This is a genomic window from Alcaligenes sp. RM2 (assembly GCF_052931795.1).
In genome coordinates this window covers 597,477-624,316 of the sequence record NZ_JBRFIO010000001.1, presented here as the reverse complement: position 1 = coordinate 624,316, position 26,840 = coordinate 597,477, and the positions used below count along the sequence as shown (strand labels likewise).

General features: G+C 56.9%; 25 protein-coding genes. 4 read left to right on the top strand and 21 right to left on the bottom strand.

Going from position 1 to position 26,840, the window contains the following annotated elements; translation table 11 throughout:
* Nucleotides 1-124: 124 nt before the first annotated feature.
* The 13 genes from hflC to ndk all read right to left on the bottom strand — a co-directional run bounded on the left by hflC (nt 125) and on the right by ndk (nt 12,921).
* Entirely contained in the window at nt 125-1,012 is an 888-nt protein-coding gene (hflC, locus tag ACU6HM_RS02840; RefSeq protein WP_021446479.1) for a protease modulator HflC, read from the bottom strand.
* A 9-nt stretch (nt 1,013-1,021) separates the two neighbouring features.
* Nucleotides 1,022-2,338: an FtsH protease activity modulator HflK gene (gene hflK / locus ACU6HM_RS02835; protein ID WP_250755845.1), complete on the bottom strand. Its 1,317-nt coding sequence runs from the start codon at nt 2,336-2,338 to the stop codon at nt 1,022-1,024.
* Entirely contained in the window at nt 2,322-3,410 is a 1,089-nt protein-coding gene (gene hflX / locus ACU6HM_RS02830) for a GTPase HflX (RefSeq protein WP_009455872.1), read from the bottom strand. Before hflX ends, hflK begins: the two co-directional genes overlap by 17 nt.
* A 78-nt stretch (nt 3,411-3,488) precedes the next feature.
* A complete protein-coding gene (gene hfq / locus ACU6HM_RS02825; protein WP_003799329.1) occupies nt 3,489-3,725 on the bottom strand; it encodes an RNA chaperone Hfq in 237 nt (78 codons plus the stop codon).
* Nucleotides 3,726-3,841: 116 nt separating this feature from the next.
* Nucleotides 3,842-4,924, bottom strand: coding sequence for a histidinol-phosphate transaminase (gene hisC / locus ACU6HM_RS02820; RefSeq protein ID WP_009455874.1), 1,083 nt, complete (start codon nt 4,922-4,924; stop codon nt 3,842-3,844).
* Nucleotides 4,924-6,282: a ribosome biogenesis GTPase Der gene (gene der / locus ACU6HM_RS02815; RefSeq protein ID WP_009455876.1), complete on the bottom strand. Its 1,359-nt coding sequence runs from the start codon at nt 6,280-6,282 to the stop codon at nt 4,924-4,926. Before der ends, hisC begins: the two co-directional genes overlap by 1 nt.
* Nucleotides 6,279-7,457, bottom strand: coding sequence for an outer membrane protein assembly factor BamB (gene bamB / locus ACU6HM_RS02810; RefSeq protein WP_446763320.1), 1,179 nt, complete (start codon nt 7,455-7,457; stop codon nt 6,279-6,281). The genes der and bamB overlap by 4 nt, the downstream gene beginning before the upstream one ends.
* A 3-nt stretch (nt 7,458-7,460) precedes the next feature.
* Nucleotides 7,461-8,096 (bottom strand): YfgM family protein, encoded by a 636-nt coding sequence (locus ACU6HM_RS02805; protein WP_009455880.1) that lies wholly within the window; start codon nt 8,094-8,096, stop codon nt 7,461-7,463.
* A 2-nt stretch (nt 8,097-8,098) separates the two neighbouring features.
* A complete protein-coding gene (hisS, locus tag ACU6HM_RS02800) occupies nt 8,099-9,382 on the bottom strand; it encodes a histidine--tRNA ligase (protein WP_060185243.1) in 1,284 nt (427 codons plus the stop codon).
* 42 nt (nt 9,383-9,424) lie between these two features.
* Nucleotides 9,425-10,711 carry a flavodoxin-dependent (E)-4-hydroxy-3-methylbut-2-enyl-diphosphate synthase gene (ispG, locus tag ACU6HM_RS02795; RefSeq protein ID WP_026483489.1) on the bottom strand — a complete coding sequence of 429 codons (1,287 nt, stop codon included), beginning with the start codon at nt 10,709-10,711 and terminating at the stop codon, nt 9,425-9,427.
* Nucleotides 10,708-11,202 carry a helix-turn-helix domain-containing protein gene (locus tag ACU6HM_RS02790; RefSeq protein WP_009455883.1) on the bottom strand — a complete coding sequence of 165 codons (495 nt, stop codon included), beginning with the start codon at nt 11,200-11,202 and terminating at the stop codon, nt 10,708-10,710. Before ACU6HM_RS02790 ends, ispG begins: the two co-directional genes overlap by 4 nt.
* The gene (gene rlmN, locus ACU6HM_RS02785) at nt 11,199-12,347 is read right to left on the bottom strand and encodes a 23S rRNA (adenine(2503)-C(2))-methyltransferase RlmN (protein WP_009455884.1); all 1,149 of its coding nucleotides are present in this window, start codon (nt 12,345-12,347) and stop codon (nt 11,199-11,201) included. The genes ACU6HM_RS02790 and rlmN overlap by 4 nt, the downstream gene beginning before the upstream one ends.
* Nucleotides 12,348-12,495: 148 nt before the next feature.
* Nucleotides 12,496-12,921, bottom strand: coding sequence for a nucleoside-diphosphate kinase (ndk, locus tag ACU6HM_RS02780; protein WP_009455885.1), 426 nt, complete (start codon nt 12,919-12,921; stop codon nt 12,496-12,498).
* Between the two features lie 253 nt (nt 12,922-13,174).
* Here ndk and ACU6HM_RS02775 point away from each other — a divergent pair, with 253 nt between their 5' ends.
* Nucleotides 13,175-16,027 carry a valine--tRNA ligase gene (locus tag ACU6HM_RS02775; protein ID WP_446763319.1) on the top strand — a complete coding sequence of 951 codons (2,853 nt, stop codon included), beginning with the start codon at nt 13,175-13,177 and terminating at the stop codon, nt 16,025-16,027.
* Between the two features lie 227 nt (nt 16,028-16,254).
* On the opposite strand, the gene ACU6HM_RS02770 is transcribed toward ACU6HM_RS02775, so the two are convergent.
* Nucleotides 16,255-17,127 carry a LysR family transcriptional regulator gene (locus ACU6HM_RS02770; RefSeq protein WP_254499035.1) on the bottom strand — a complete coding sequence of 291 codons (873 nt, stop codon included), beginning with the start codon at nt 17,125-17,127 and terminating at the stop codon, nt 16,255-16,257.
* 76 nt (nt 17,128-17,203) lie between these two features.
* Between ACU6HM_RS02770 and ACU6HM_RS02765 the strand changes: the two genes are divergently transcribed.
* On the top strand, nt 17,204-18,172 hold the full coding sequence (locus tag ACU6HM_RS02765; RefSeq protein ID WP_446763318.1) for a DMT family transporter: 969 nt from the start codon (nt 17,204-17,206) through the stop codon (nt 18,170-18,172).
* A gap of 72 nt (nt 18,173-18,244) precedes the next feature.
* Here ACU6HM_RS02765 and trmD read toward each other — a convergent pair whose 3' ends face one another.
* The 7 genes from trmD to ACU6HM_RS02730 form a co-directional block, all read right to left on the bottom strand.
* Entirely contained in the window at nt 18,245-19,003 is a 759-nt protein-coding gene (trmD, locus tag ACU6HM_RS02760) for a tRNA (guanosine(37)-N1)-methyltransferase TrmD (protein ID WP_203145685.1), read from the bottom strand.
* 88 nt (nt 19,004-19,091) lie between these two features.
* Nucleotides 19,092-19,691 (bottom strand): ribosome maturation factor RimM, encoded by a 600-nt coding sequence (rimM, locus tag ACU6HM_RS02755; RefSeq protein ID WP_035272255.1) that lies wholly within the window; start codon nt 19,689-19,691, stop codon nt 19,092-19,094.
* Between the two features lie 33 nt (nt 19,692-19,724).
* Nucleotides 19,725-19,985, bottom strand: a complete 261-nt coding sequence (gene rpsP / locus ACU6HM_RS02750; RefSeq protein WP_009455906.1) for a 30S ribosomal protein S16 — start codon at nt 19,983-19,985, stop codon at nt 19,725-19,727.
* A gap of 136 nt (nt 19,986-20,121) precedes the next feature.
* Complete coding sequence (locus tag ACU6HM_RS02745; protein ID WP_009455909.1) at nt 20,122-20,376, bottom strand: sulfurtransferase TusA family protein; 255 nt, start codon at nt 20,374-20,376, stop codon at nt 20,122-20,124.
* The gene (gene alaS / locus ACU6HM_RS02740) at nt 20,376-23,003 is read right to left on the bottom strand and encodes an alanine--tRNA ligase (RefSeq protein WP_035272252.1); all 2,628 of its coding nucleotides are present in this window, start codon (nt 23,001-23,003) and stop codon (nt 20,376-20,378) included. The genes ACU6HM_RS02745 and alaS overlap by 1 nt, the downstream gene beginning before the upstream one ends.
* Before the next feature lie 284 nt (nt 23,004-23,287).
* A complete protein-coding gene (gene puuE, locus ACU6HM_RS02735) occupies nt 23,288-24,220 on the bottom strand; it encodes an allantoinase PuuE (RefSeq protein ID WP_021446474.1) in 933 nt (310 codons plus the stop codon).
* Nucleotides 24,221-24,231: 11 nt separating this feature from the next.
* Complete coding sequence (locus ACU6HM_RS02730; RefSeq protein WP_035272249.1) at nt 24,232-24,960, bottom strand: GntR family transcriptional regulator; 729 nt, start codon at nt 24,958-24,960, stop codon at nt 24,232-24,234.
* Between the two features lie 232 nt (nt 24,961-25,192).
* On the opposite strand from ACU6HM_RS02730, the gene uraH reads away from it, so the two are divergent.
* Nucleotides 25,193-25,546, top strand: coding sequence for a hydroxyisourate hydrolase (gene uraH, locus ACU6HM_RS02725; RefSeq protein ID WP_009455919.1), 354 nt, complete (start codon nt 25,193-25,195; stop codon nt 25,544-25,546).
* A 58-nt stretch (nt 25,547-25,604) separates the two neighbouring features.
* Complete coding sequence (locus tag ACU6HM_RS02720; RefSeq protein WP_009455921.1) at nt 25,605-26,837, top strand: urate hydroxylase PuuD; 1,233 nt, start codon at nt 25,605-25,607, stop codon at nt 26,835-26,837.
* The last annotated feature ends 3 nt before the right edge of the window (nt 26,838-26,840 follow it).

Here is a 26,840-nt window from a genome sequence, read left to right as displayed (position 1 = left end):
AAGCGACTTGGGGCCTGTAAGCCGCCCAAGTCGCATGCGAAGTGGTGTTAGTAACTTACACGCTAGTATAAACGATCAGGGCCGCGGGTGGAACACCCAGCGGCCCTAAGTTCTCTAGCGGGGATCAGTTCGCAGGTGCTGCGGGTGATCCTTGCTTGCCCCAATACTTGAAGAAATCAGAGTCAGGGCTGATGACCAGTGTGTCGGTCTGTTTGCTGAAAGCACTGCGGTAGGCTTCCAGGCTGCGGTAGAAACGATAGAACTCGGGGTTCTTGCCATAACTATCGGAGTAAATGGCAGCGGCTTCACCATCACCCTGACCACGGATGGCCTGAGCTTGGGCATACGCGTCGGCCAGCAACTCTTCACGCTGACGTTCGGCCTCGGCACGGATACGCTCACTTTCAGCCGCACCAGTTGCACGCAAACGGTTGGCTTCTTGTGTACGCTCGGCTTCCATACGACGGTATACCGATTCCGAAATCTCGGGAGCGAAGTCAATACGACGCAAACGCACGTCAATCACTTCCACACCCAAAGGACGGGCACGGGCCTCAACGGCCGTCAGCACTTCACGCATGATGGCATCACGCTCGGTGGAAACCACTTCTTTCACCGTGCGCACGTTCACCGAAGCGTTCAGGGCGTCACGAATCTGGGCTTGCAAACGCTCGACAGCACCACGATCCGTTGCGCCAAAGGTCACGTAAAACAGGCGTGGATCGGAAATGCGCCATTTGACGTACGAGTCGATCAGCAGGTTTTTCTTTTCAGCCGTCTGAATACGCTCAGGGTCCTTGGTTTCAATCGTCTGCAGACGCTTGTCCAGGAACACCACGTTTTCAAACGGTGGCGGCAGCTTGAAATACAAACCGGGAGTCGTGATGGTGCCACGCACCTCACCCAGGGCAAAAACCAGAGCCGCATCGCGCTCACGCACGATGAAAACGGAAGACAGCAGCAGACCGACAATTACCGCCAGGGCCACCAGAGCAGGAAATAAACGTTGCATCAAGCTCTCCTAGCGTGCGTATGGGGAATAAGGACTGACCAAAGAGCCCAGCGAGGTATCCAGACCGGCTGGATTGGCTGGCGCAGGCGCTTTGGGTGCCGCAGCGGGAGCTGGACGGCTGACCTGTCCTTGCGAAGCGGCCGAAGCGACAGGAGCGGACGGCTCCATATCCGTACGGCTACCCACCTGACGCACGATCTTGTCCAAAGGCAGATAGATCATGTTGTTATCACTACGGGTATCAACCAGTACCTTGCTGGTGCTCTCCAGGATTTCCTGAATTGTGGACAGGTACAGACGATCCCGCGTTACACCCGGAGCCTTCACGTACTCGGCCTCGACGCTACCAAAACGGGCAGTATCACCCTTGGCATCACCGATCACACGAGCCTTGTAACCCTCAGACTCCTGCATCATGCGAGCCACTTGACCAGCGGCTTCGGGCAACACCTTGTTGGCATAGGCCTGACCTTCGTTGATCTGACGCTCGCGGTCCTGACCGGCCTTGACGGCATCGTCAAAGGCGGCCTGAACCTGCTCGGGCGGCTGCACGTTCTGGATAGCTACGGTGCTGATCTGAATGCCGGTACGGTAGCGGTCCAGAATGGACTGGGCCAGCTGCTGCACGTCCGATGCAATCTGGGTACGGCCGGAGTACAGCACGGAGTCCATGGGCTGCTTGCCCACGACTTCACGCATGGCGGTTTCAGCCGCCTGACGTACCGACTCGTCCGGATTATTGGTGTTGAACAGGTAGTCCGGTGCGCCTGTAGGCAGCAAACGGTACTGAACCACATACTGCATGTCGACGATGTTCTCGTCGGTTGTCAGCATCAACGATTCAGGCAGGACTTTATTGCGTGCACTGCCGCGGTAGCCCACTTCAAAGGTACGCAACTGCGAAATATTCACAGTCTGGTGATCTTCGATGGGAGCGGGCCAACGCCACTGCAAACCGGGATTCAGAGTTTTCGTGTACGCGCCAAAACGGGTAACCACGGCAACCTGACCTTCCTGCACGATGGTAAAGCCACTGGCCATCCACAGACCGACCGCGACCACACCGCCGATGATCAGCAGCTTGGGCGAGCCTTTGGGGATGGATGGGCCATTACCGCTACCCGGAGGCATGCCACCGGGAGGGGAGCGACGTCCCTTTTTGCCGAATAAAGATCCCAAGCGACTGTTGAAGTCACGCCATACCTCGTCGAGGTCAGGCGGGCCATCTTGTTTCTCGGGGCGGCGAGGTGGCTCGGAACCGTTTTTGCCACTGTCTCGTCCCCAACCGGGATCATTGAGATTGAATATTTTATTGTTCAGACGCATTGTTTTCCGCGAAATGACCTGATTCGACGATTGCTGTACGCAAGCCATCCAATCCGATGCGCTCTAAAGCGCTAACAAAGACTCGGGCAATAGTACCATGTTCATCCCGCTCTACCCGTGGCTCATAGCCGGCTTGGTCAATTTTGTTATAGACCAGAATGCGAGGTATTTCATGGGCCCCGATGTCCTCCAGAACCTTATGAACTTCAGCGATTTGTTCATCGCGTTGAGGGTTGGCCGCATCGACCACATGCAGCAATACGTCTGCATGGACGGTCTCTTCCAAAGTGGCCCGGAAAGCGGCAATCAAGGTCGGTGGCAATTCACGAATGAAGCCCACCGTATCCGAAATTACGACCTGCCCTGCCCCTTCAATCCAGATACGACGCGTGGTGGTATCCAAGGTAGCAAATAACTGGTCAGCTGCGTAGGCGTCCGCACGGGTCAAGGCGTTAAATAGCGTGGATTTTCCCGTGTTGGTGTAGCCCACCAGAGACACCGACAAGGTGCCGCTACGAGAACGGGCACGACGTTGGGTGCTGCGCTGGCGTTGCACCTTGGCCAGACGCTCACGCAAGGTACGGACTTTGTCGCCAATCATCCGGCGGTCCATTTCCAGCTGCGATTCACCTGGACCACGCATACCGATACCACCCTTTTGGCGCTCCAAGTGCGTCCACATCCGGGTCAATCGGGAAGTCAGGTGTTGCAGCTGGGCCAGTTCCACCTGCAATTTACCTTCGTGACTTTGCGCACGCAGGGCAAAAATATCCAGAATCAGGGCCACCCGGTCAACCACACGCAGCTCCAGCTTGCGCTCCAGATTACGCTGCTGGGCCGGGCTCAAGGCATGATCAAACAGCACGACTTCGGCGCCAGTTGCCTTGGCCAGGGCGACCGCCTCTTCCAGCTTGCCCGTACCGATGTAGTAGGCAGAATCTGGACGGGACCGACGCACGACCATCAATTCCATAATCTGGGCGCCCGCCCCTTCAGCCAGCATGACGAATTCTTCAGCATGGGCCTTGTAGTCCAGCTCGCCCATATCCACACTAATTACCAGTGCCTTCAACGTTTGCTCCAGAAACAAAGACCCGCCCGCGGGCACCGCGAGACGGGTCTTTCAGAGTACAAAGAACTGGGTGAGGATTTATTCAGCCTGCTCATCCGCAGCCAAAGTAACGGGGCGTGCAGGAACGACGGTAGAGATCGCGTGCTTATACACCATTTGAGTGACTGTATTGCGCAGCAGTACGACATACTGATCGAAGGACTCGATCTGACCTTGCAGCTTGATGCCGTTTACCAGGTAGATCGACACAGGGATATGCTCCTTGCGCAGCGCGTTCAAAAACGGGTCTTGTAGAATTTGCCCTTTATTGCTCATTGGTGAGGCTCCGGTTATGTTGTTTTTCCAGAAATGGAAGCGAATCCCACTACTTTACCGGGTTTTCCCTGAATTCGCACGTTCCAAACTGGAGATTTTTATCTAATAGGTGTATATCAGGCGCCTTGCCCTAAAATCTGCCGCAAACTGTTGCACAGTCGGGCACATTGCTCGGGCGATCCTACCGTAATACGTAAATACTGCTCAATGCGTGGCTGACGGAAATGGCGAACCAAAATCCCCTGTTCACGCAAGGCCTGCTGAATACCAGCTGCCGAATGCTTAGGGTGAGTTGCCATCAAAAAGTTCGCTTTCGAAGGCAAAATCTCGAAACCCAGCTGCTCCAGATCAGCGCGCAACTGCTCGCGTGCATCAATCACAGCCTGGCATTGGCGGGCAAAATACTCCGTATCCTTCAAGGAAGCCACGGCACCCACCTGGGCAATCGTGTCCATGGGGTAGGAGTTGAAACTGTCTTTCACCCGCTCCAGAGCCTGGATGATATCGGCGCTGGCCAGGGCATAACCCACACGCAAGCCAGCCAGAGCGCGCGACTTGGACATGGTCTGGATGACCACCAGATTGTCGTATTTTTCCAGCAAACCAACCGAAGATGTACCGCCGAAATCGACGTACGCCTCGTCCACCACCACAGTGGTGTCCGGGTTGGCAGCCAGAATGGCTTCAATATCCGTCAAGGACAAAGGAATGCCAGTAGGCGCATTGGGGTTGGCAAAAATGATGCCGGCAGGTGGCAGACTGCGCTTGCGCACATAGTCCTGCACATTCAGCGTGAAGTCCTCGCGCAGCGGCACGATATCAGCAGGCACACCGAAGTACGAACAGTAAGTGGTGTAGAAGCTGTAAGTGATATCGGGCAGCAGGACCGGGCGCACGCCACGCAGGAACAAGGCGCTGAACACATGGGCCAGCACTTCGTCCGAGCCATTGCCCAAAAAGACGTTGTTAGCTTTCACGCCGTGGTTGTGCGCCACGGCGTCACGCAATTCCTGCGCGCTGTAGGAGGGGTAAAGACGCAAATCATCGGTCGCCGCCTGGCGGATCGCTTCCAGCGCTTTGGGCGACGGACCGAAAGGATGTTCGTTTGTGTTCAGCTTCAAGAGGTTATCCAGCTTGACCTGCTCACCCGGTACATAGGGTGAAAGCCCCGCTACATGATCACTCCACAAACGGCTCATTACGCGTCCTTCAGATAAGGGTTTTTAGATGATTTGAATTCGATGCGCAAAGGCGTGCCTTCCAGCTTGAAGGCCTCGCGAAAACGCGTCTCCAGATAACGGCGGTAACTGTCCGAAATGGCATCCAGGGCGTTGCCGTGAATCACCACGATCGGCGGGTTCATGCCACCTTGGTGAGCATACCGCAACTTGGGACGGAAAATGCCCTTGCGCGGTGGCTGTTGCTGTTCCACCGCTTCTTGCATGACGCGAGTGAGCTTGGGCGTGGACAGCTTGGAGAAGGCAGCCGCATGCGCGGCATTGACCGACTTGAGCAAGGGATTGATCCCCTGCCCTTTCAGCGCCGACAAGGTGTGCATCTTGGCAAAGTTCAGGAAGCGCAATTTGCGATCGAACTCGCGCTTGATCCACTCGCGCTGGTACTCGTCCAGGCCATCCCACTTGTTGATGCCCACCACCAGTGCACGACCGGTTTCTACCACGAAGCCCGCAATGCTGGCGTCCTGGTCGGAAATTTCGGTGTGAGCGTCAATCATCAACAAGACCACGTTACACGCTTCAATCGCCTGCAAGGTCTTGATAACGGAGAACTTTTCAACCGCCTCAAACACCTTGCCGCGCTTGCGCAAACCGGCCGTGTCGATCAGGGTGTATTCCACCCCATTGCGCTCGAACTCGATTTCAATGGCATCACGCGTCGTACCGGGCTGGTCAAACGCAATCACGCGATCCTCACCCACCAGGGTATTGATCAGGGTGGATTTGCCCACGTTGGGGCGGCCCACAATCGCCAGCTTGATACGGTGCTGAAACTCATCGTCATCCTGGCCATCCTCTTCAGGCTCAGGATTGGGCACTTGCTCCAGTGCCAGGTTGATCAGCTCCTCCACGCCATCGCCGTGGGAAGCGGAGATCAGGTAAGGCTGACCCAGGCCCAGTTCGTGGAATTCCACGCCACCGGCCTCGTAACGCATGCCTTCGGCCTTGTTGACGGCCAGCAGCACTTTCTGCCCCAGCTTGCGCAGCAACTGCGCAATTTCCAGATCCAGTGCGTTGACGCCCTCACGGGCATCGACCAGAAAGACGACCACGTCAGCTTCGGCAATCGCCTGCTGGGTCTGACGAGCCATCTCCAGCAACATGCCGGTTTTGGCCACAGGCTCGAAACCACCCGTATCGACCACGATATAGGGGCGGCTGCCAACCCGGCCTTCGCCGTAATGACGGTCGCGGGTCAGACCAGGGAAGTTCGCCACCAGAGCCGCGCGCGAGCGCGTCAGGCGGTTGAACAAAGTGGACTTGCCGACGTTGGCCCGACCGACCAAAGCCACTACGGGCTTAAAAGAAACGCTTTTCAATTGATTCCAACCAAGACCAAATTACCATTGCCGGTCTGGACCAGGACCCCACGCGGGGTTCCGATCAAAGGCGACACAATGGCACCACCGCCGACACTGACCCGGCCCAACAAGGTGCCGTCCAGTCGCGATAGAAAGTGAACATAGCCTTCCATGTCACCGGCGGCGAGCGCCTGGGGCATGACGGCCAAAGGAGCCAGACCACGGTTACGCAAAGCATTCTGCTTCCAGATGGTTTGCCCGTCTGTCATGGCAAACGCTTCAATCTGGTCGCGGCTATTGGCGGCATACAACATATGGTTGTCCGCTGCGATACCGGTACCGGCCGAAAATTCCCTATCCCACACCAGTCGTCCACCTTGGGAGACGTCAAAGCAGGCAACACGACCTTGGTAGGTTGCACCGCACAGCAGGGGATCGACGACCTGGGGAGCACCCACGACGTCATTAATGCGCTCCAGGTCCGTCGCGCCGCGGGAGACAGAAATACTGCCTTCCCACACCAGATGACCTTGAGCTGCGTCAATGGCCATCAAACGGCCGTTGGGCATTCCTGCCAACAACAAACCATCAATAATGCGCATTTGCATGCTGGTTTTCAGCGACAAGGCGGGGCCAGGACGCTGCAGACTCCAGCGCAGATCACCTGTGCTGGCATCAAATGCCTGCAAGCGGTAGTCGCTGGTACGCACCACAACCACACCAGCACCCACAGCAGGCGGCACATTCACAGCGCTGCTGCTACGACTGCGCCACAACTCCTTGCCCGAGTCGTCAAACGCAATGACGTTGCCGTCCACCGAAGCGACCGCAGTCACCACACCGTCCGAACCGGCACCGGCGGTCAACTTCTTGCCAGCATTGGCCGACCACTGAACGCGACCCGTATCCAGATCCACCTTGCTGACCTGACCCGAGACCGTTGCGGCGTAGACCGAGGAGCCACTGACTTGCGGTGCAAAGCCGGAGTCTGCGCCGCTACCAATCGAGGTACTCCAGCTGACCTTGGCGGCCACACCAGGGGTGTATTCCGTCAGAGGCGTAGGCTCGAAACGAGGATCCTTGCTGGAGAACATGGAGCAACCGGCCAAAGCGGTCAGGCTCAGGGCCAACGCGCTCAAGCGCAGGACACGCATGGCAGAGGATGGCGATTTGCGAATAGTAGGAAGAGACATGAATTAAGCTCCTGCCAGGGCATCAAGTTTGATCTGTACCAACTGCGAAATAGGGTCTTGCTTGAGCAACTCCACGGCCTGCGTCCAGGCTTCGCGTGCTGCATCGTTCTGCCCTTGAGCGGCCAGAATATCGCCTTTGCGATCCGCAAACAGACCGGCAAAGCTGGCAGGAGGATTTGTCAGCTGAGCCAGGGCATCATCGTAATTCTTCTGTTCCAGCAAGATACCAGCCAGACGCAAACGCGCCAGCGGAGTCAGCGCCGGGTCGTGATTGGTTTTAACCATCCACTCCAATTGCTCACGAGCAGGCGTCAGATTGCCGCGTTGCTGCAAAGCCTGGGCAGCCAGCAAGACACCGCGGGAGGTGTAGCCCGACTTGGGGAAATCGTTACGCAAGGTCGTGCTGGCAGCCAGCACGCGGGCATCGGCCTCTTCGCCGGTCTGGGCAGCCGCACTTTCCAGCGCCTCAAAGTAACCCATGGCCTGACCGGCCTGATGCCCCTGGTACCACTGCCAACCGCGCCAGCCGGCCACCGCCGCCAAGGCAGCAAAAGCCAGCACGATGCACAAGGTGCCCCAGCGGTCCCACCATGCTCGCATGGCATCTAGTTTTTCCTGTTCTTCAAGATCGTAGGCCATGCTCAAATCCTTGCTGACAAAACACTGGCGAGTTCAGAAAATTCAACAGACTGTTGCTGCTCGGCGCCATCCGCAGCACGCAACCATTTCACACTGGCCTGTTCTTTTTGGAGCTCGTCGTCACCCAAAATAACGGCGGCCTGCGCACCACTGGCATCAGCCCGTTTGAACTGGGACTTGAAGCCGCTGGAGCCTGCATGGACTATCACCTGCAAACCGGCATCACGCAATTGCTCGGCCAACAGCGAGGCCTTGCGCTGGGCTGCCTCACCCTGGTGAACCATATACACCTGACATTCAGGAATGGCGGGCTGCTCGCCATCTTGCGAGCACAGGTCCAGCAAGCGCTCCACACCAATAGCAAAACCCACGGCGGGCGAAGGCTTGCCACCCATCAATTCGATCAGGCCGTCGTAACGGCCACCGCCGCACACCGTCCCTTGAGCACCCAGGCGATCCGTTACCCACTCGAACACGGTCAGATTGTAATAATCCAGACCACGCACCAAGCGCGGGTTCAATGTGTAGGCAATACCGGCATCATCCAGACGATCGCAGACGCCCTGGAAGTGAGCACGAGACTCTTCACCCAGAAAGTCGAACAAACGTGGGGCCGCATTGGCCATTTCCTGCATGGCCGGATTTTTGGTATCCAGCACGCGCAAGGGGTTGGTATACATGCGACGCTGGGCTTCTTCGTCCAGCACATCCTTGTGCGCTTCCAGGTGCTCGATCAAGGCCGCACGGTGGGCGGCACGCTCTTCAGCCTGACCCAGGGAGTTCAGTTCCAGACGGATGTCCGTCAGACCCAGCTTCTTCCACAAACGGGCCAGCATGACGATCAGCTCGGCATCAACGTCTGGCCCTGGCAGACCCAACGCTTCCACGTCGATCTGGTGGAACTGACGGTAGCGGCCACGCTGCGGGCGCTCGTGACGGAACACCGGCCCCATCGCATAAACGCGATGAGGGCGATCGTACAAGAGATTATGTTCGATAGTGGCGCGCACCATGCCCGCCGTAAATTCGGGACGCATGGTGAGCTTGTCGCCGTTGAGCGAATCGGTAAAGGAATACATTTCCTTTTCGACAATGTCGGTGACTTCGCCAATACCACGAGCAAACAGCTGGGTATGTTCCAGCACGGGGGTACGCATATTGCGATAGCCATAGCTGGCCAACCATTCCCGCACCAGAGCCTCCAGGGCTTCCCACTGTGCGCTTTCACCCGGTAAGGTGTCTTTCATGCCCGTCAGGGCGCGGAGCTTTTGAAACTGCTGCGTCATAATTCTAATGGTTTGCTCGCCATAGACTGACAAGCGTGTTGATCAAACCGTTGATGTTTTGCCGTAGCGGCGCTCAACGTAATTCTGGACAATGGTCTGAAATTCCTGAGCGATAGTATCACCCTTCAGGGTCACCACCCGCTCGCCATCCACATAGACGGGTGCCGAAGGAACTTCCCCGGTTCCCGGCAAGCTGATGCCAATATCGGCGTGGCGGCTTTCCCCCGGACCATTGACCACACAGCCCATCACCGCGACGTTCATGGTTTCCACGCCGGGATACAGATCCTTCCAGACGGGCATCTGGTCACGCAAATAGCTTTGAATATCGTTGGCCAGCTCCTGGAACACCGTACTGCTGGTGCGACCACAACCCGGACACGCCACCACCATAGGGGTGAAAGCACGCAAACCCATGGTCTGCAAGATCTCCTGAGCCACCACCACTTCACGAGCACGATCGCCACCGGGTTCAGGAGTCAGGGAAATACGAATGGTGTCACCAATGCCTTGCTGCAACAAGACAGCCAAGGCGGCGGTGGAAGCCACAATCCCCTTGCTGCCCATCCCCGCTTCGGTCAGACCCAGGTGCAAGGCGTAGTCACAACGTGCCGACAAATCCTGGTAGACGGTGATCAGGTCCTGCACGTGGCTGACCTTGCAGGACAGAACGATACGATTGCCCGACAGCCCCAGTTCCTCGGCACGCTGGGCGTTGCTGATGGCAGAGATAACCAGAGCATCGCGCATCACCGCCTGAGCCGTCCAGGGATGAGCACGCTCGTTATTTTCATCCATCATGCGGGCCATCAGCTCGTGATCCAGGCTGCCCCAGTTCACGCCAATTCGCACGGCCTTGTCGTAACGGCACGCGATTTCAATCATCTTGGCGAAATTATCGTCCCGGCGCTTGCCACCGCCCATATTGCCCGGATTGATCCGGTACTTGGACAGGGCCTGAGCACACTCGGGGTAATCTGCCAGCAATTTATGGCCGTTGTAATGGAAGTCCCCCACCAAGGGGACATTTACGCCCATGCGGTCCAGCTGCTCGCGAATGGCGGGCACTTCACGGGCCGCTTCGGGGGTATTGACCGTAATACGCACCATTTCAGAACCGGCACGCGCCAGTTCCTTGACCTGGATAGCCGTTGCAATAGCATCGACGGTATCCGTATTGGTCATGGACTGCACCACGACCGGGGCCGAGCCACCTAATTTCACAACATGATCGCCCCAGCGCACATCAACTGCGCGGGTTACCCGTTTGGGTTGGGCGCCCACCGGCAGAGGTTGGCAAGCAGAGGAAGTTTCGGGACCCTGCGTCATTTCTTCAAGTCCTTGAGCCAATCGAACACCAGCCACTCTTCGGGAACCCAGCCCCGATCAATGGCGTAAAAACCGGCTACCAGCAGCAAAACAATAATGATAAGAATCCAGATCCAGCCAAACCCGCCGCGCGAGTCGGCATACAGGCTCAAGTCCGCACTGGACAAGCCCGCACCCGAATGATTGCGCGGTACGGGCTTGGGCGCAGCGGTATCACTGACCTGAGCTTCCAGCATGACCAGCACGGCTGATACGTCAGCCTCCAGAAAGCGCGCGTAATTACGCACCATGCCCCGCAAAGGCTGCCCACCGGGCAACTGGTCCCACTCCTGAGCTTCCAGGGCCTCTAGCTGGCGAACCGAAAACTTCAGGCGGGTGGAGGCTTCGTTCAGCGTACAGGATCGCGCCAGGCGCAACTCACGCAATGTCGGGCCTACACCTGAGCCCGCTTCCGGAGCCGATTGGTTGGAGGGGACCAGAGTCTCGCTCATGCACGTTCCTGTTTGATTTGAATGACAGCACGATCAGGCAAACGTTGTTCGATACGGGTGCGATCACGGATATCGCCCGCCAACTGTCCACAAGCGGCAGCAATATCATCGCCGCGCGTCTTGCGCACTGTGGTTACCACCCCACCATCCATCAGCCGTTGGGCAAACTGTTTGACCCGTGCAGCTGAAGAGCGTTTCAGACCGGACTGCGGAAAAGGATTGAAAGGAATCAAATTAAATTTACAGCGCACAATGCGTGCGATATCCAACAGTTCCTGCGCATGCTGGTCGGTATCGTTGATGCCGTCCAGCATGATGTATTCAAACGTGATGAAGTCACGCGGGGCGTGCTCCAGATAGCGATTACAGGCATCCAGAAGCTCGGCCAGCGGATACTTCTTGTTCAGTGGCACCAGGCGATCGCGCAACGCATCATTGGGCGCGTGCAGCGATACGGCCAGTGCGACCGGGCAATCTTTGGCCAGACGATCCATCATGGGCACCACCCCGGAGGTGGAGACCGTCACGCGGCGGCGCGACAGACCGTAGGCATTATCGTCCAGCATCAGGCGCAAGGCACCAAGCACCTGATCGTAATTGAGCAGGGGTTCGCCCATGCCCATCATGACCACATTGCTGATGACACGCGTGCTGGTTTGCTCGGCATCGCCAATACGGGCGGTTTCCGGCGCATTCAGCAAAGCACGGCGAGCAAACCACAACTGACCAATGATTTCAGAGGTCGTCAGGTTGCGGTTGAAGCCTTGATAGCCCGTGGAACAGAATGGACAGGCCACCGTGCAGCCAGCCTGGCTGGAAATACACAGGGTGCCCCGGTCGTCCTCGGGAATGAAAACCGCTTCGACGGCGTTATTGCTGCCTACATCAAACAGCCATTTACGAGTGCCGTCGGTAGAAATATGTTCGTGCGACATGCTGGGCGCGGTGACAACGCAATTAGCGGTCAGCTGCTCGCGGAACTCGCGCGCCAGATCCGTCATCTGCCCAAAATCGTCTTGTTGACGCTGGTGTATCCAGCGCTGCAATTGGCGCGCGCGGAAAGGCTTGCCACCCCATTGGGCGACCAGTTCAACAAGTTGCTCCGGGCCCAGGCCCAGAAGGTTAGTAGGTTCGAGCGATGACATAAAAAAATAATACCTTCACGCGTTCTGGCTATTACTTTCTTGCAGGAGTGCAAAAAAGCCCCTTTTTGCGGATTTGCCCGGCAAACCGATTCCGGTGAGCCGGGCAAGTCTTGCTCAGAGTGCCGCCAGTACTGCGCGGTTTAACGAATTAACGGCTGTAAACGTTGCACTCTGGGAAGAAGAAAGCGATTTCGACAGCAGCGGTTTCAGGAGCGTCGGAACCGTGAACAGCGTTAGCGTCGATGCTTTCAGCGAAGTCAGCACGGATGGTGCCGGCGTCTGCTTTCTTGGGGTCGGTGGCGCCCATCAGTTCGCGGTTCTTGGCAATGGCGCCTTCGCCTTCCAGAACTTGTACGAATACAGGACCGGAAACCATGAAGTCGACCAGATCCTTGAAGAAAGGACGCTCGGCGTGCACGCCGTAGAAGCGCTCGGCTTCGCCACGGGACAGGTGAACCAGGCGACCAGCGATCACTTTCAGGCCAGCGCCTTCAAAGCGGGAAATAATCTGACCGATCACGTTTTTAGCAACAGCGTCGGGCTTGATAATGGACAGAGTGCGTTCAATAGCCATGTGAAAATCCAAATAAGAACAATATAGTGTAGTCTTTGCTGCGTAAAGCAAAATGCAGATCCGACGGTTCGCGCTAAATTTTTTAATGAAAACAAGCACTTTCATCAGATTTACGGCAACCCGGCATTTTACCACGCCAAAGACGCACGGCCACATCTTAAAATAGTGCATCTTAAATTCGTTTTTTACCCAGGATTAGTCCCGCCCTATCTGGCACTGAACGTGCAATAAGGGGCAGGCAGACCGCATCACCATGACCAACTCATCCGCTACGACCTCCGACGAGCAATTATCCAAGAGCTTTGAACCCCAGGAAATCGAAACGCGCTGGTACGCGCGCTGGGAGCAAGCCGACCTTTTCAAGGGTGGCCAACATGTCCAGCCCTTGGGTGATCATCAGTCCGAACCCTTTGTGATCCAGTCCCCACCACCAAACGTCACCGGGACTTTGCACATGGGCCACGCCTTTAATCAGACCATCATGGATGGCCTGACGCGCTACCACCGCATGAAAGGCGACGATACGGTCTATATTCCCGGTACCGACCACGCCGGGATTGCGACCCAGATCATCGTGGAACGCCAGCTTGATGCCCAGAACATCAGCCGCCACGACCTGGGCCGCGAGAAATTCCTGGAAAAAGTCTGGGAGTGGAAAGAGAAGTCGGGCAATACCATTACCGGCCAGTTCCGCCGCCTGGGCGCGTCCTGTGACTGGAGCCGCGAATACTTCACCATGGACGACAATCTGTCCCGTGGCGTGCTGGAAACTTTTGTCCGTCTGTACGAGCAAGGCCTGATTTACCGCGGCAAGCGCCTGGTGAACTGGGACCCCGTGCTGGGCACCGCCGTGTCTGATCTGGAAGTGGTCAGCGAGGAAGAAGACGGCCATCTGTGGGAAATCAGCTACCCGCTGACTACCCCCCAAGGCGGCCTGACCCACCTGACGGTGGCCACCACCCGTCCGGAAACCATGCTGGGCGACGTTGCCCTGATGGTGCATCCTGAAGACGAGCGCTATATCGGCCTGATCGGTCAAACCGTTACCCTGCCCCTGGTTGGCCGCTCCATCCCGATCATTGCAGACGACTACGTAGACCCGGCCTTTGGTACCGGCGTGGTGAAGGTTACTCCTGCCCACGACTTCAATGACTACGCCGTTGGCCAGCGCCACGGCCTGGAAATGATCAGCATCCTGACGCTGGATGCCCATATTGCCGACACCGCTCCCGAAGCCTACCAAGGCCTGGAGCGCTTTGCTGCACGCAAGCAAATCGTGGCCGACCTGGAAGCCCAGGGCCTGCTCAAGGCCATCAAGCCACACAAGCTGATGGTGCCACGCGGCGACCGTACCAATACGGTTATCGAACCCATGCTGACTGACCAGTGGTTTGTCGCCATGAGCAAGCCTGCGCCAGAAGACTCCCTGCACCCCGGCAAGAGCATCACCCAGGTTGCCCTGGATGTGGTGGCCGATGGCCGTGTACGCTTCTACCCCGACAACTGGTCCAACACCTACAACCAATGGCTGAACAATATTCAGGACTGGTGTATTTCCCGTCAGCTGTGGTGGGGTCACCAGATCCCCGCCTGGTACGCCGAAGACGGCAGCCTGTTTGTCGCCCGCTCCGAAGAAGACGCTCTGGAACAAGCCCGCGCTGCTGGCGTGACCGGCCCACTGCGCCGCGACGAGGACGTGCTGGACACCTGGTTCTCCTCCGCCCTGGTGCCCTTCACCGATCTGGGCTGGCCTGAAGAAACCCCGGATCTGGCCCGTTACCTGCCCTCCAGCGTGCTGGTAACTGGCTTCGATATTATTTTCTTCTGGGTAGCCCGCATGGTCATGATGAGCATGCACCTGACTGGCCGCGTTCCGTTCAACACCGTCTACGTTCACGGACTGGTGTGCGATATGGAAGGCAAGAAGATGAGCAAATCCAAGGGCAACACGATTGACCCGGTGGACTTGATCGACGGTATCGACCTGGAAAGCCTGATACACAAGCGCACCTTTGGCTTGATGAATCCCAAGCAGGCTCAAAGCATTAGCAAGCGCACCAAGAAGGACTATCCCGATGGCATCCCCGCCTTCGGTACGGACGCGCTGCGCTTTACCATGGCCGCTTACGCCACCTTGGGTCGCAACATCAACTTCGACATGAAGCGCTGTGAAGGCTATCGCAACTTCTGCAACAAGCTGTGGAACGCCACCCGCTTTGTGCTGATGAACACCGAAGGCCATGAACTGCACACCGACGCTGCTGCCGAACTGAGCTTTGCAGACCGCTGGATCATCAGCCTGCTGCAAGGCCTGGAGCAGGACGCCGAACGCGGTTTTGCCGACTACCGTTTCGACAACGTCGCTAACGCCATCTACCACTTTGTCTGGGACGAGTACTGCGACTGGTACCTGGAACTGGCCAAGACCCAGATCCAGAACGGCACGCCCGAGCAGCAACTGGGCACCCGTCGCACGCTGATCCGTGTACTGGAAGTAGTACTGCGCGTGGCACACCCCATCATCCCGTTCATTACGGAAGAGCTGTGGCAGAAAGTCTCGGTGGTAGCTGGCAAACGCGCTGCCAATGAAACCACCAGCATTTCGGTCCAGCCCTACCCTATCGCCAATCCGGCCGCCATTGATGAACAGGCCATGGCACAGGTTGCAGAACTGAAAGCCCAAGTGGATGCGATTCGCGCCTTGCGCGGCGAGATGAACCTCTCGCCCGCTCAGCGCGTGCCACTGGTTGCCCAAGGTGATGCTGCAATCCTGAGCGCCAATAGCCCCTATCTGGCCAGCTTGTGCAAACTGGAAAGCGTGGAGATTGTGGACCAACTGCCCACCGACGCCGGCGCCCCAGTACAAGTGGTCGACACCACTCAGCTGATGCTGCACGTAGAGATTGACGTGGAAGCGGAGCGTATCCGCCTGTCCAAGGAAATCGAACGTCTGCAAGGTGAGATCAACAAGGCCGAAGCCAAACTGGGCAACGCCAGCTTTGTAGAACGTGCGCCCGCCGCCGTGGTTGAACAGGAGCGCCTGCGCGTGGCTCAATTCGGTGAGACACTGGCCAAGGTGAAACAGCAGTTTGATCGTCTGGGCTAATTGCCTGAATCAGGTCTCGGTGACGAGAGAAGGCCCTGCACTAGTGCAGGGCCTTTTTGCATCTATGGTCCTTCGATCCCGCTGCACTATTCCGATTACTCGCAACACACCCTCCCTGTTCATACGAAACAGAAGAACACAGGAGCATCACACCAGCGCAGACCGGTCGCGCACAGAAGCTATCCCGCACTGAGACAACAAGAAAAAGCGAAGCCATCCTGAGCGCATCACCTCTTGTGATGTATTTTCCGGGCTATCCGCAAAAACGCCTGAGCAGCAGGAGAAAGCCGCTCGAAATTCAGAGCCGCCAGAGCAATTTCACGAGGCCTACACGGCTCCAGGCTGCGATAAATCACCCCTTCTGGCGGCTCCGGCAAGGCCAGCCTGCCCGCAATGGTCACAGCCACTCCTTGCGCGACAAAGCCCAACATGGAGGACAACTGCTCGAAACGGAACAAGGTCCTGGGGACCGCCCCTGCCGCCGCCAGAAACCGATCTACATGCGGGCCAGAGCCTGCCGCAGTCCGAATAAACGGCAAGTCATGAAAGTCACTGGCAGAAACACGGGCGCAAACGGCCAAATGATGCTCTGCCGGCAGCACGGCCACCAGCTCATCCTGGGCCAAGGGCAAGCAGTCAAAGCGATCATCCGGCAAGATCACAAAGCCCAGCTCCACACGCCGCTCCAGCAGCCACTGCGCCACTTCACTATCAACACCCTCATCAATCTGCACCTCCACTTCGGGATGCGTCTGCCTGTAGCAAGCCAATAAATGTGGCAGCAAATGCAAGGACGAGGAAGCCCCAAAAGAAGCAATACGCAAGGTGCCACGGGCAATTCCCTGCTCGTAGCAGGCCTCCTGATGCAAGGCCTCTTTCTGCTGCAGGATGTCGTTGGCACGTTGCAGCAATTTCGCCCCTACTTCCGTCAACTCCACTGAGGTCGGGCCACGAGAAAACAGGCAAACACCCAAATCAGTCTCCAGCTGCTTGAGCGCATGACTGACCGCACTTTGCGTAATCCCCAAGGCACTGGCTGCCCGAGAGAAGCTGCCTATCCTGGCCAGCACGGAAAAGATTTCAAGTTGGGTGAAGGTCATGAGCGTTTACTCATTCGACTATGAAGCAATAAAAGTAAATAGTACCCCTGCTGAAATCTTCTCCATAGTGGCTTGAATGAAATCTCCCAACTACTCCGTACACCTAAGTCTGATTGGCATGGCCGCTCTGTGGGGGGCCTCCTGGCCCTGGGGCCGAGTCGTGGCGCAAGCCATGCCGCCTTTGGCGGCAGCCAGTCTGCGCTTCCTGATTGCCAGCGTCGCACTGCTGCTTTGGATGAACTGGAGCGGCCGACTGAAAGCCCTATGCACACTTGACTCCCGAGAATGGCTAGGTCTGCTTAACGCGTCGGCTTTTGGAGTGTTTGGCTATTCAATTTTCTTTCTTCTGGCCCTGAAACTGGTGCCAGCAGGCAAGGCCAGCATGGTCGTTGCCCTGAACCCGGTCCTGATCCTAATACTGGCTTCTTTGTTGTTTCGCGAGCCAGTCAACAAAAAGATGAGCCTGGGAGTAATCCTGGCCGTATCAGGGGCTCTCTATGCCCTGAGTGCCGGCTCTATTAGCAGCCTCATGCCGGGCCAGAGTGGAATAGGCGAATGGCTATTACTGGGCTGTGCACTGTGCTGGGTCAGCTACACCTTGATTGGCCGCACCGTACTGACCACCGTAGATTCTCTGACCGCCACCAGCATGACCACATTGATTGGCGCAGTGCTGCTGTCCATCAGCAGCTTGGGGGTGGAGGGTCTTTCGGTCTGGGGCAGCCTGATCCATGCGCCAAGCCAAGCCTGGTACAGCGTGTTGGCCTTGGGCCTTGGCTCAACAGCTCTGGCCTTCGCCTGGTATATGCACGGCGTGAAAAGCCTGGGCGCAACATCCGCAGGCGCCTATCTGGCCCTGGTACCACTGTTTGGCGTTTTACTGTCCAGCCTGTGGCTTAAGGAGGCCCTGAACCCTTCCTTGATCGGCGGAGGTTTGCTGGCGATTAGCGGGATGGCCCTGATGAGCTGGGGACGGCAGACACTGAATGCCAAGGGCGATGCCCCTGCAGAAAATTCGGAACTGCAACTTGGTCAGTACGACTAACAAAGTGACCCAGATACAAAACGGCCCGCATAAAAACGGGCCGTTAAGGTTTGGCGAACTCTTTAAACAAGGCTATTCGCCCAAGGAAGCCAAAGATGCCAAAAAGCGCTCGTCTGCCTTGCTAAGTTCGCCACGCTGACGGGCCTGCTCAATCAACTCGGGCCGCCGCAAGGCTGTCAAACGCAGGGATTGCTCACGTCGCCATGCCTGAATACGGCCATGATGACCAGACATCAAGACTTCGGGCACAGCCTGATCACGATATACCTCGGGTCGCGTGTAATGAGGACTATCCAGCAAGCCGCTATTGTCAGCATGGAAAGAGTCCTGGCGAGCCGAATCAGCATCATTCAGCACACCGGGCAAGAGCCGAATCACGCTATCAATAATCGCCAGTGATGCTATTTCACCGCCAGACAGCACAAAGTCACCCAAAGACAGTTCCTGGGTGATACGCGCATCAATAAAACGTTGATCTATCCCTTCATAGCGACCACACACCAGAACCGCGCCAGGGCCCTGAGCCAGCTCCTGAGCCACTGTCTGATCAAAGCGTCGCCCTGTAGGGCTCAGCAAAATCACTTCCGGGCTATCACCACGATCAGCCAAAGCCTGATCCAGGGCGTCATTCAGAGGATCAGCCAGCATTACCATGCCTGGGCCACCGCCGTAAGGACGATCGTCTACAGTACGGTGCACATCGGTGGTGTAGTCGCGCGGGTTCCAGGTCCGCATCTGCCAGATACCCTGCTTGTGCGCACGGCCGGTGACACCAGCCTCGCTGACCACATCAAACATGTCCGGGAACAGGGTCAGGGCATCAAATCGCATGAGGACTCGGCAAGAGAAAAAAGCGGATACGCTTTACAAGACTCGACCAGTCAGGCCAGAGCCATGCAGGTGCGCAGGATTGAAACGATCAAATCGCCCAGTGGCTGTGCAGTTCGCGGGCGGACATATCCACCGTATGCACAATGGCTTGCACAAAGGGAACCAGCTCTTCCAGCGGCTTGCCCTGTTCGTCCTTTGCAGGCGTAAAGACGCCTTCAGCATCCCAGGAGCCACGATGCACAACCAAAATGGAGTGCGCGCCGTTATCCAGCACTTCCACCACCTCGCCCAGGCTTTCAGCCTGGCCGTCCTGCTCGCCAAAGAAGCGGCAGCCGATCAGATCGACCCAATAAAATTCGTCTTCGTCCGCTTTGGGGAAAGCGGCACGGGATACCCAAACGGTATGCCCCTTGAGAGCTTGAGCCAGCTCTCGATTATCCAGACCCTCAAACTGCGCCACGATGGTTGCACCATGCTGCTTTGCGGTTTGTATCTGTCTGGGTGACACAGACGCAAAAACGCCCGCCTGAGATTCAGGCCGGGGCGTTTTTAACCACCATGTCTTTGCATTCAGCAGCGCCTTGGTTTGCATGGAATGCGGCTGGATCTTGACCCAACCACGCACACCATAAGCGGAAACAATACGACCGAGCTCAACAAGGTCAGCAGGAATCGCAGATTGCTTCACACTAAACGCTACTAAAAAAACAGGTGAATCAACTTAGGCAGCCGAAGCAACCTTAGCCGAGTATTCTTTCAACAGGCGAGCCACAGCAGGCGAAACCTGAGCACCGTTGTCGGTGAAGTGCTTAACGCGGTCCATTTGCAGACGCAGGTTTTCATGACCTTCGCCAGCAACGGGGTTGTAGAAACCCAGACGTTCGATGAAGCGACCATCACGGCGTTGGCTCGCCTCGGCGGCTACTACGTTGTAAAAAGGACGCTTTTTGGAGCCACCACGGGCCAAGCGAATTACCACCATTGATAATCCCTTTATTGTGTAAGGTAAACAAAAAATTCTAGCACTATTCTGGCAAGCATGCCAAAAGTAACACGCTAAGATAGCAGATTCAGTGCTAGATACGCAACAGACAAAGCAGTATTCTACCGCCGTCGGCTCAACGACGGCGTAAAAAATGCAGAGTTTTTTCGGCTTGCTGGTCTTGAGCCAACAATTCGTTGCCAGTTTGGCGACAAAAAGCCTGAAAATCTTGAATGGCGTGCTGATCGGTCGTGATGACCTGCAACACTTGCCCGGATTCCAGCTGTGCCAAGGCTTTCTTGGCACGCAAGATAGGCAAGGGGCATTTCAGCCCACTTGCATCAACCTGCAGATCGCTGTTGGGCAATGCGCCGGTCTCGGACATCGTCATTACGCACCCAATTTACTTTGAACCCAGGCCTGCACCGAGGCATTGGCCTGCGGCAGAACGCTGGCATCGGTACCGCCGCCCATGGCCATGTCAGGACGACCACCGCCCTTCCCGCCCATTTGCGAGGCCACAAAGCCCACCAGATCACCCGCCTTGACCTTGGAGGTCAGGTCAGGCGTCACGCCAGCCACCAGGCTGACTTTGCCGTCTGCCACGATAGACAGCAGGATCACGGCAGACTGCAGCTTGTTCTTCAACTGATCCGCCATTTCGCGCAAGGCTTTGGCTTCCACGCCTTGCAACGTGGCAACCAGCAAGCGGCTGCTGTCATTCAACGGGACAGCCTGAGCCAGCAGATCCTGGCCTGCCGAAGCAGCCAGCTTGGATTGCATTTGTTCGCGCTCGCGCTCCAGATCCTTGATCTGACCTTGCAAGGCGCTGATACGGGCAACCAGACCCTCCGGCTGCGTACGCAGACTGGCAGAAGCGTCGTTCAACAAGCGTTCCTGCGCTTGTACCCAATGCAGGCTGTTGGTGCCGGTGATGGCCTCGACACGGCGCACGCCAGCGGCTACACCGCCTTCCGAGACAATCTTGAACAGGCCAATATCGCCCGTACGTTGAACGTGAGTACCGCCGCACAGCTCGCGCGAGAAGCCGATATCCAGTACGCGCACTTCATCGCCGTACTTTTCGCCAAACAAAGCCATGGCACCACCGCTAACAGCGTCATCAAAGGACATCAGCTGAGCTTGCACGGCCTGGTTAGCCAGAACCTGCTCATTCACAATGGCTTCGACCTGAGCGATTTGCTCGGCCGTCATGGCGGCATCGTGAGCAAAGTCAAAACGGGTCTTTTCGGCGTCCACCAGGGAACCACGTTGCTGCACGTGTCCGCCCAGCACCTGGCGCAAGGCCTTGTGCATCAAGTGCGTGGCCGAGTGATTACGGATCACGCGCTCACGACGCTCGGTATCCACCTGGGCTTGAACAGTCTGGCCCACTGTCAGCGTGCCTGCGTTCAGCACCCCTTGGTGGCCGAAAACCTGATTGGAAATCTTTTGAGTATCTTGCACTTCAAAGGACAGGCCCTTGGCATCGCTCAAGATACCGGCATCCCCCACCTGACCACCGGATTCGGCGTAGAAAGGGGTGGCATCCAGAACCACCACCGCTTGCTGGCCTTGGGCCACGGACTGCACAGAGGTGCCATCCACATACAAGGCGGTAACCGTGCCGCTGCCTTCCAGGGTGGTGTAACCATCAAAGCGGGTTTGCACGCCGGAGTAGCTCAGGCCTTCGGCTGTTTTGAACTTGCCCGAAGCGCGTGCCATCTGACGCTGGTTTTCCATGGCAACTTCAAAACCGTCCAGATCGACCTCAATGCCACGTTCGCGGCAGATGTCGGCAGTCAAGTCCACAGGGAAACCGTAGGTGTCATACAAGGTGAACAGCGTCTGGCCATCCAGCTTGGCGTTCTCTGGCAAGTTGGCCAAAGCGCCTTCCAGAATACGCATGCCGTTTTCCAGCGTTTCGCTGAAACGCTCTTCTTCCTGGCGCAGCACTTGTTCGATACGCTCGCGCTGGCTAATCAGCTCGGGGTAGGCCTCGCCCATGGTCAGACCCAGGTCCTGTACCAAACGGTAGAAGAACAAGCCCTTCTGACCCAGTTTGTGACCGTGACGCAAGGCACGGCGAATAATACGGCGCAGCACATAGCCACGGCCTTCATTGCTGGGGATCACCCCGTCAATAATCAGAAAGCTGCAAGCACGGATGTGGTCAGCAATCACCTTGAGCGAGTTATTGCTCAAGTCGCTGGTCTTGGTTTCGCGTGCGGCGGCCTGAATCAGAGACTGGAACAGGTCGATTTCGTAGTTGGAATGCACGTGCTGCAGCACAGCCGAAATACGCTCCAGGCCCATGCCGGTGTCCACACAAGGCTTGGGCAGCGGCGTCATGGTGCCGTCGGCGGAACGCTCGAACTGCATGAACACCAGATTCCATACTTCGATATAGCGGTCGCCGTCTTCTTCAGGCGATCCGGGAGGGCCACCCCAAACGTCAGCGCCGTGATCGTAGAAGATTTCCGAACAAGGACCACAGGGGCCGGTATCGGCCATCTGCCAGAAGTTGTCCGAGTTGTAGCGTACGCCACCCTTATCGCCGATGCGGATGATGCGCTCTTTGGGCACACCAATTTCCGAAGCCCAGATATCGTAGGCCTCATCGTCTTCTTGATAGACGGTGACCCAGAGTTTCTCTGCAGGCAGCTTGTAAACCGTCGTCAGCAGCTCCCAGGCATAGCGAATGGCGTCTTGCTTGAAGTAGTCGCCAAAGCTGAAGTTGCCCAGCATTTCAAAAAAGGTGTGGTGGCGGGCGGTGTAGCCCACGTTTTCCAGGTCATTATGCTTGCCACCGGCACGAACACAGCGCTGAGAGCTGGTGGCACGGTTGTAGGGTCGGGTTTCCTTGCCCGTGAACACATCTTTGAACTGCACCATCCCTGCGTTAGTGAACAGCAAGGTAGGGTCATTGCCTGGTACCAGCGAAGCCGAGGAGACGATGTGATGTCCCTTGGATTCAAAAAAAGAAAGAAACTTCTGACGAATTTCTGAGGTTTTCATTACATGCAACGCGATGGAAAATTTAACTGCCTATTATAAGACGATCAGCCTTGCAGCCCATGCGCGCGCTGCGCTGGCACAACACCTGCCGCCCCGGCAAAGCAGTGAGAAGCCAGGACGCCACACTCCCTGTACGAGCGGCTGCGTAAGCGTCAAATAGTACTGTTTTCAGCGGGCAGAAACAACAATTCCGACCCTGGCGAGTCGGAATGTGAAGGCACCCTGCTCATATTCAGGATGTCGTCCTGACGGGCCAGGAGGCATGAACCCAGGCCCTGCCTCGATCAGGCCTTGGGCTGATAGGGATGATGCTCGGCCCAATGACGGGCAATATCCACACGACGGCAAACCCAGACACGCTCGTGCGATTGCACGTAATCCAGGAAGCGCTGCAAGGCACGGAAGCGGCCAGGACGGCCAATCAGACGGCAATGCAAACCGATGGACAACATCTTGGGGGCTTCTTCACCTTCTTCGTAGAGCACGTCAAACGCGTCTTTCAGGTAGGAGAAGAAATGGTCGCCGGTGTTAAAGCCCTGAGGAGCCGCAAAGCGCATGTCATTGCTATCCAGGGTGTAAGGCACGATCAATTGCGGCTTGACCGTATTGTCACTGAGTTGAACCTCGGTCCAGAACGGCAGATCATCACCATAGTAATCGGAGCTGTACAGAAACTGGCCTTCTTCTGCCACCAGACGCAAGGTGTTGGGGCTGTCACGGCCGGTGTACCAGCCTTCGGGATGGTGGCCCAGCAAGTCCGTCAGCACTTTCACGCACTGGCGCATATGCTCGCGCTCCACCTCTTCGGACACGTTCTGGTAGTGAATCCAGCGGTAGCCATGGCAAGCAATTTCGTGACCCAGGCGCACGAATTCCTGTGCCAGCTCGGGGTGACGCTCCAACGCCATACCCACACCGAAAATGGTCATGGGCAAACCGCGTTTCTCAAACTCTTTCAGAATCCGCCAGACACCGGCACGCGAGCCGTATTCGTAAATGGATTCCATGGACAGGTGGCGGTCCGGGTAAGCCGCCGCACCAATGATTTCGGACAGAAACTGTTCAGAGCCCGGATCACCGTGCAAAACGCAGTTCTCGCCGCCTTCTTCATAGTTCAAGACAAACTGCACCGCAATGCGCGCCCGATCAGGCCATTGTGCATGAGGCACGTTTTTACCGTAACCAACCAGGTCACGAGGGTACTTACTCAAGGACATACCGTCTCCGTTTAGCGTTTTACGCTGAGGGCCAGCCAAGGATCAGCAGCACTGCCATCACCCGCTTCGCTCATGCGATGTTCACAATCACTTAAGTGATGATGCATAGCCAGATGCGCGCCGTCGGCGTCGCCCTGACTAAGCTTGTCCAAAATCTCTTTGTGCTCGTAAAACGAGCAAGCCTGTTCGCCCGGTGTGTCGTGATAGGCAATGATGAGCGTGGTGCGGGCGCACAAGGTATGCATCAGCTCGGTCAACTCATCGTTGCCAGCGCAGCGCGCCAGCATCACGTGAAACGCGTTGGACAGGCGCAACCAGCTGATGCGGTCGCCGTGTTCAAAAGCGTGCTGTTCACGTTCCACCATTTCATACAGGCCAGCCAGACGCTCCGGCAGATCCGGGTAGCTGATCAATTTTTTCAGAATCAGCGCTTCCAGGTCTCGTCGCAGTTCAAACACATCCCGTGTCTGCTTGGCCGTCGGCTTCCAGATAAAAGCGCCACGATTGGGCTCGATAACCACAATCTTGTCGTGTTCGAGGGCAGCCAGCGCCGCACGAACGGTCGCCCGCGAGCACTCGAAAATCGTGCACAGCGTGGCTTCCGTCAGTTTGGTTCCAGGCAAAAGACGACGGTCAACGACCGCATCAAAGATCTGGCTATAAACACGCCCGACCTCGCTATCTGCCATGCCTCCCTCTAGCAGCGAGGAGGCGCTGGGCGCTTGGGATTCACTGCTCATCCCCTCTTGCCGCCGTATCTGAAGCATAGAATTTCTCGTTATTGACTATTGACAATTATTCGGTACCCCGACAAAATCGTCAACATAAATTGTCGACAATCTGATTCCTCAAACAGAGCGACAGTTTCGGGGCCTCAACCCAGCGCACTGATCCTTGCACCGTTGGCCCCCGGCCGGTTCTCAAAACTGGGCTCGCTGGACCTTTTTTGATCACCATAAACCGGAGACATTTATGGGAAAGCTATCAACCCATGTCCTTGACACGACTCAAGGACGCCCAGCCAGCGGCGTGCGCGTCGATCTTTATTCCATCGAAAACGATCAACGCACTCTGATCAAAACCACTCACACCAATAGCGACGGTCGCTGTGATGAGCCCCTGCTGCAAGGCGAGGCCATGCACACGGGCGTTTTTGAACTGGTGTTCCATGCAGGTGACTACTTTGCCGCCAGCGGTGTGGCTCTGCCCGAGCCACGCTTTGTGGATCAGGTCGGCATTCGCTTTGGTATCGCTGATGCCAATGCCAATTACCACGTACCTCTGGTCGTGACCCCCTGGTCCTGGTCTACCTATCGCGGCAGCTGATCGCGTATCCAAGTCGACTTTTCGCTTCTATACGAAACCACTCTGATACGAGATCTTTATGTACGCTTACCTACTTGAGTACGGCAACCTGCTGTTGCGCTGGTTGCACGTGATTGCGGCTGTCGCCTGGATCGGCGAGTCCATCTACTTTGTGATGCTGGACAATGGCCTGAAACCGCCCAAAGGCGAAGAAAGCAAGAAACGCGGTGTGTTTGGCGAGATGTGGGCTGTCCACGGCGGCGGCTTCTATCACAACCAGAAATACCTGACCAACCCGGCTGAACTGCCTGATGACCTGCACTGGTCTTTCTGGAAGTCCTACACCACCTGGTTGTCCGGCTTCTTCCTGTTCGCCCTGCTCTACCTGACCAAGCCCGAGTTCTATCTGGTCAACCCCAACAGTCCCTGGGAATGGGCGGCCCAAATGACAGGCACTCAGGCCAACGTCATGGCCATTGCCTTCCTGGTACTGGGCTGGGTGGTCTATAACGGCCTGTGCCGCCTGATCAGCCCCAACATGAACCGCGACGGCCTGCTAAGCGTGGCAGTAGCCATCATGATGGTGGTCGTGGCTTACCTGAGCGCCCACATCTTCTCGGGTCGTGCTGCGTTCTTGCTGACGGGTGCTGTCATGGCCACCAGCATGTCGGCCAACGTGTTCTTCTGGATCATTCCCGGTCAGCGCCGCATGGTCAAGGCACTGAAAGCCGGTCAGGCGCCCAACCCTCTGGATGGCAAGCGCGGCAAACAGCGTTCGGTACACAATACCTACTTCACGCTGCCTGTCCTGCTGCTGATGCTGAGCAACCACTACTCGTTCACGTATAACAACCCCAATGCGTGGATCATCATGGTGCTGTTCATCTTTGCCGGTGCCCTGATCCGTCAATACTTCGTGCTGATGCACGCTGGCATCAAAAAGCCTGCCTACCCGGCTGCCGGTGTTGTGCTGCTGCTGATCGTGGGTTACCTGGCGGCTCCTGCCAGCTTGAAGGGTGAAGTTGCCAGTGCACCTGAAGCTGCCAACGGTGCGGAAACAATCAGTGTTGCCCGTGTCCAGGAAATCATGGACGCACGATGTGTTCAGTGTCACGCGGTCAAGCCCAATGCCGACTTCGGCTTTACGGCTGCCCCTGCCGGCATGTTGCTCGATACCATCGACAACACGGTACTGCACGCCGAACAGGTCAAGACCGTGGTGCACTCCAAGTACATGCCCTTGGGCAATATGACGCAAATGACCGACGAAGAGCGTGCCGCCATTGCCGCTTGGAGCGGTACCCGCGACTAATGC

What these genes read in the sequence shown, in the direction of transcription:
- hflC (WP_021446479.1), bottom strand. Translation starts at nt 1,012, where the DNA reads ATGCAACGTTTATTTCCTGCTCTGGTGGCCCTGGCGGTAATTGTCGGT.
- hflK (WP_250755845.1), bottom strand. Translation starts at nt 2,338, where the DNA reads ATGCGTCTGAACAATAAAATATTCAATCTCAATGATCCCGGTTGGGGA.
- hfq (WP_003799329.1), bottom strand. Translation starts at nt 3,725, where the DNA reads ATGAGCAATAAAGGGCAAATTCTACAAGACCCGTTTTTGAACGCGCTG.
- hisC (WP_009455874.1), bottom strand. Translation starts at nt 4,924, where the DNA reads ATGAGCCGTTTGTGGAGTGATCATGTAGCGGGGCTTTCACCCTATGTA.
- bamB (WP_446763320.1), bottom strand. Translation starts at nt 7,457, where the DNA reads ATGTCTCTTCCTACTATTCGCAAATCGCCATCCTCTGCCATGCGTGTC.
- ACU6HM_RS02805 (WP_009455880.1), bottom strand. Translation starts at nt 8,096, where the DNA reads ATGGCCTACGATCTTGAAGAACAGGAAAAACTAGATGCCATGCGAGCA.
- hisS (WP_060185243.1), bottom strand. Translation starts at nt 9,382, where the DNA reads ATGACGCAGCAGTTTCAAAAGCTCCGCGCCCTGACGGGCATGAAAGAC.
- ispG (WP_026483489.1), bottom strand. Translation starts at nt 10,711, where the DNA reads ATGACGCAGGGTCCCGAAACTTCCTCTGCTTGCCAACCTCTGCCGGTG.
- ACU6HM_RS02790 (WP_009455883.1), bottom strand. Translation starts at nt 11,202, where the DNA reads ATGAGCGAGACTCTGGTCCCCTCCAACCAATCGGCTCCGGAAGCGGGC.
- rlmN (WP_009455884.1), bottom strand. Translation starts at nt 12,347, where the DNA reads ATGTCATCGCTCGAACCTACTAACCTTCTGGGCCTGGGCCCGGAGCAA.
- ndk (WP_009455885.1), bottom strand. Translation starts at nt 12,921, where the DNA reads ATGGCTATTGAACGCACTCTGTCCATTATCAAGCCCGACGCTGTTGCT.
- ACU6HM_RS02775 (WP_446763319.1), top strand. Translation starts at nt 13,175, where the DNA reads ATGACCAACTCATCCGCTACGACCTCCGACGAGCAATTATCCAAGAGC.
- ACU6HM_RS02770 (WP_254499035.1), bottom strand. Translation starts at nt 17,127, where the DNA reads ATGACCTTCACCCAACTTGAAATCTTTTCCGTGCTGGCCAGGATAGGC.
- ACU6HM_RS02765 (WP_446763318.1), top strand. Translation starts at nt 17,204, where the DNA reads ATGAAATCTCCCAACTACTCCGTACACCTAAGTCTGATTGGCATGGCC.
- trmD (WP_203145685.1), bottom strand. Translation starts at nt 19,003, where the DNA reads ATGCGATTTGATGCCCTGACCCTGTTCCCGGACATGTTTGATGTGGTC.
- rpsP (WP_009455906.1), bottom strand. Translation starts at nt 19,985, where the DNA reads ATGGTGGTAATTCGCTTGGCCCGTGGTGGCTCCAAAAAGCGTCCTTTT.
- ACU6HM_RS02745 (WP_009455909.1), bottom strand. Translation starts at nt 20,376, where the DNA reads ATGACGATGTCCGAGACCGGCGCATTGCCCAACAGCGATCTGCAGGTT.
- alaS (WP_035272252.1), bottom strand. Translation starts at nt 23,003, where the DNA reads ATGAAAACCTCAGAAATTCGTCAGAAGTTTCTTTCTTTTTTTGAATCC.
- puuE (WP_021446474.1), bottom strand. Translation starts at nt 24,220, where the DNA reads ATGTCCTTGAGTAAGTACCCTCGTGACCTGGTTGGTTACGGTAAAAAC.
- ACU6HM_RS02730 (WP_035272249.1), bottom strand. Translation starts at nt 24,960, where the DNA reads ATGAGCAGTGAATCCCAAGCGCCCAGCGCCTCCTCGCTGCTAGAGGGA.
- uraH (WP_009455919.1), top strand. Translation starts at nt 25,193, where the DNA reads ATGGGAAAGCTATCAACCCATGTCCTTGACACGACTCAAGGACGCCCA.
- ACU6HM_RS02720 (WP_009455921.1), top strand. Translation starts at nt 25,605, where the DNA reads ATGTACGCTTACCTACTTGAGTACGGCAACCTGCTGTTGCGCTGGTTG.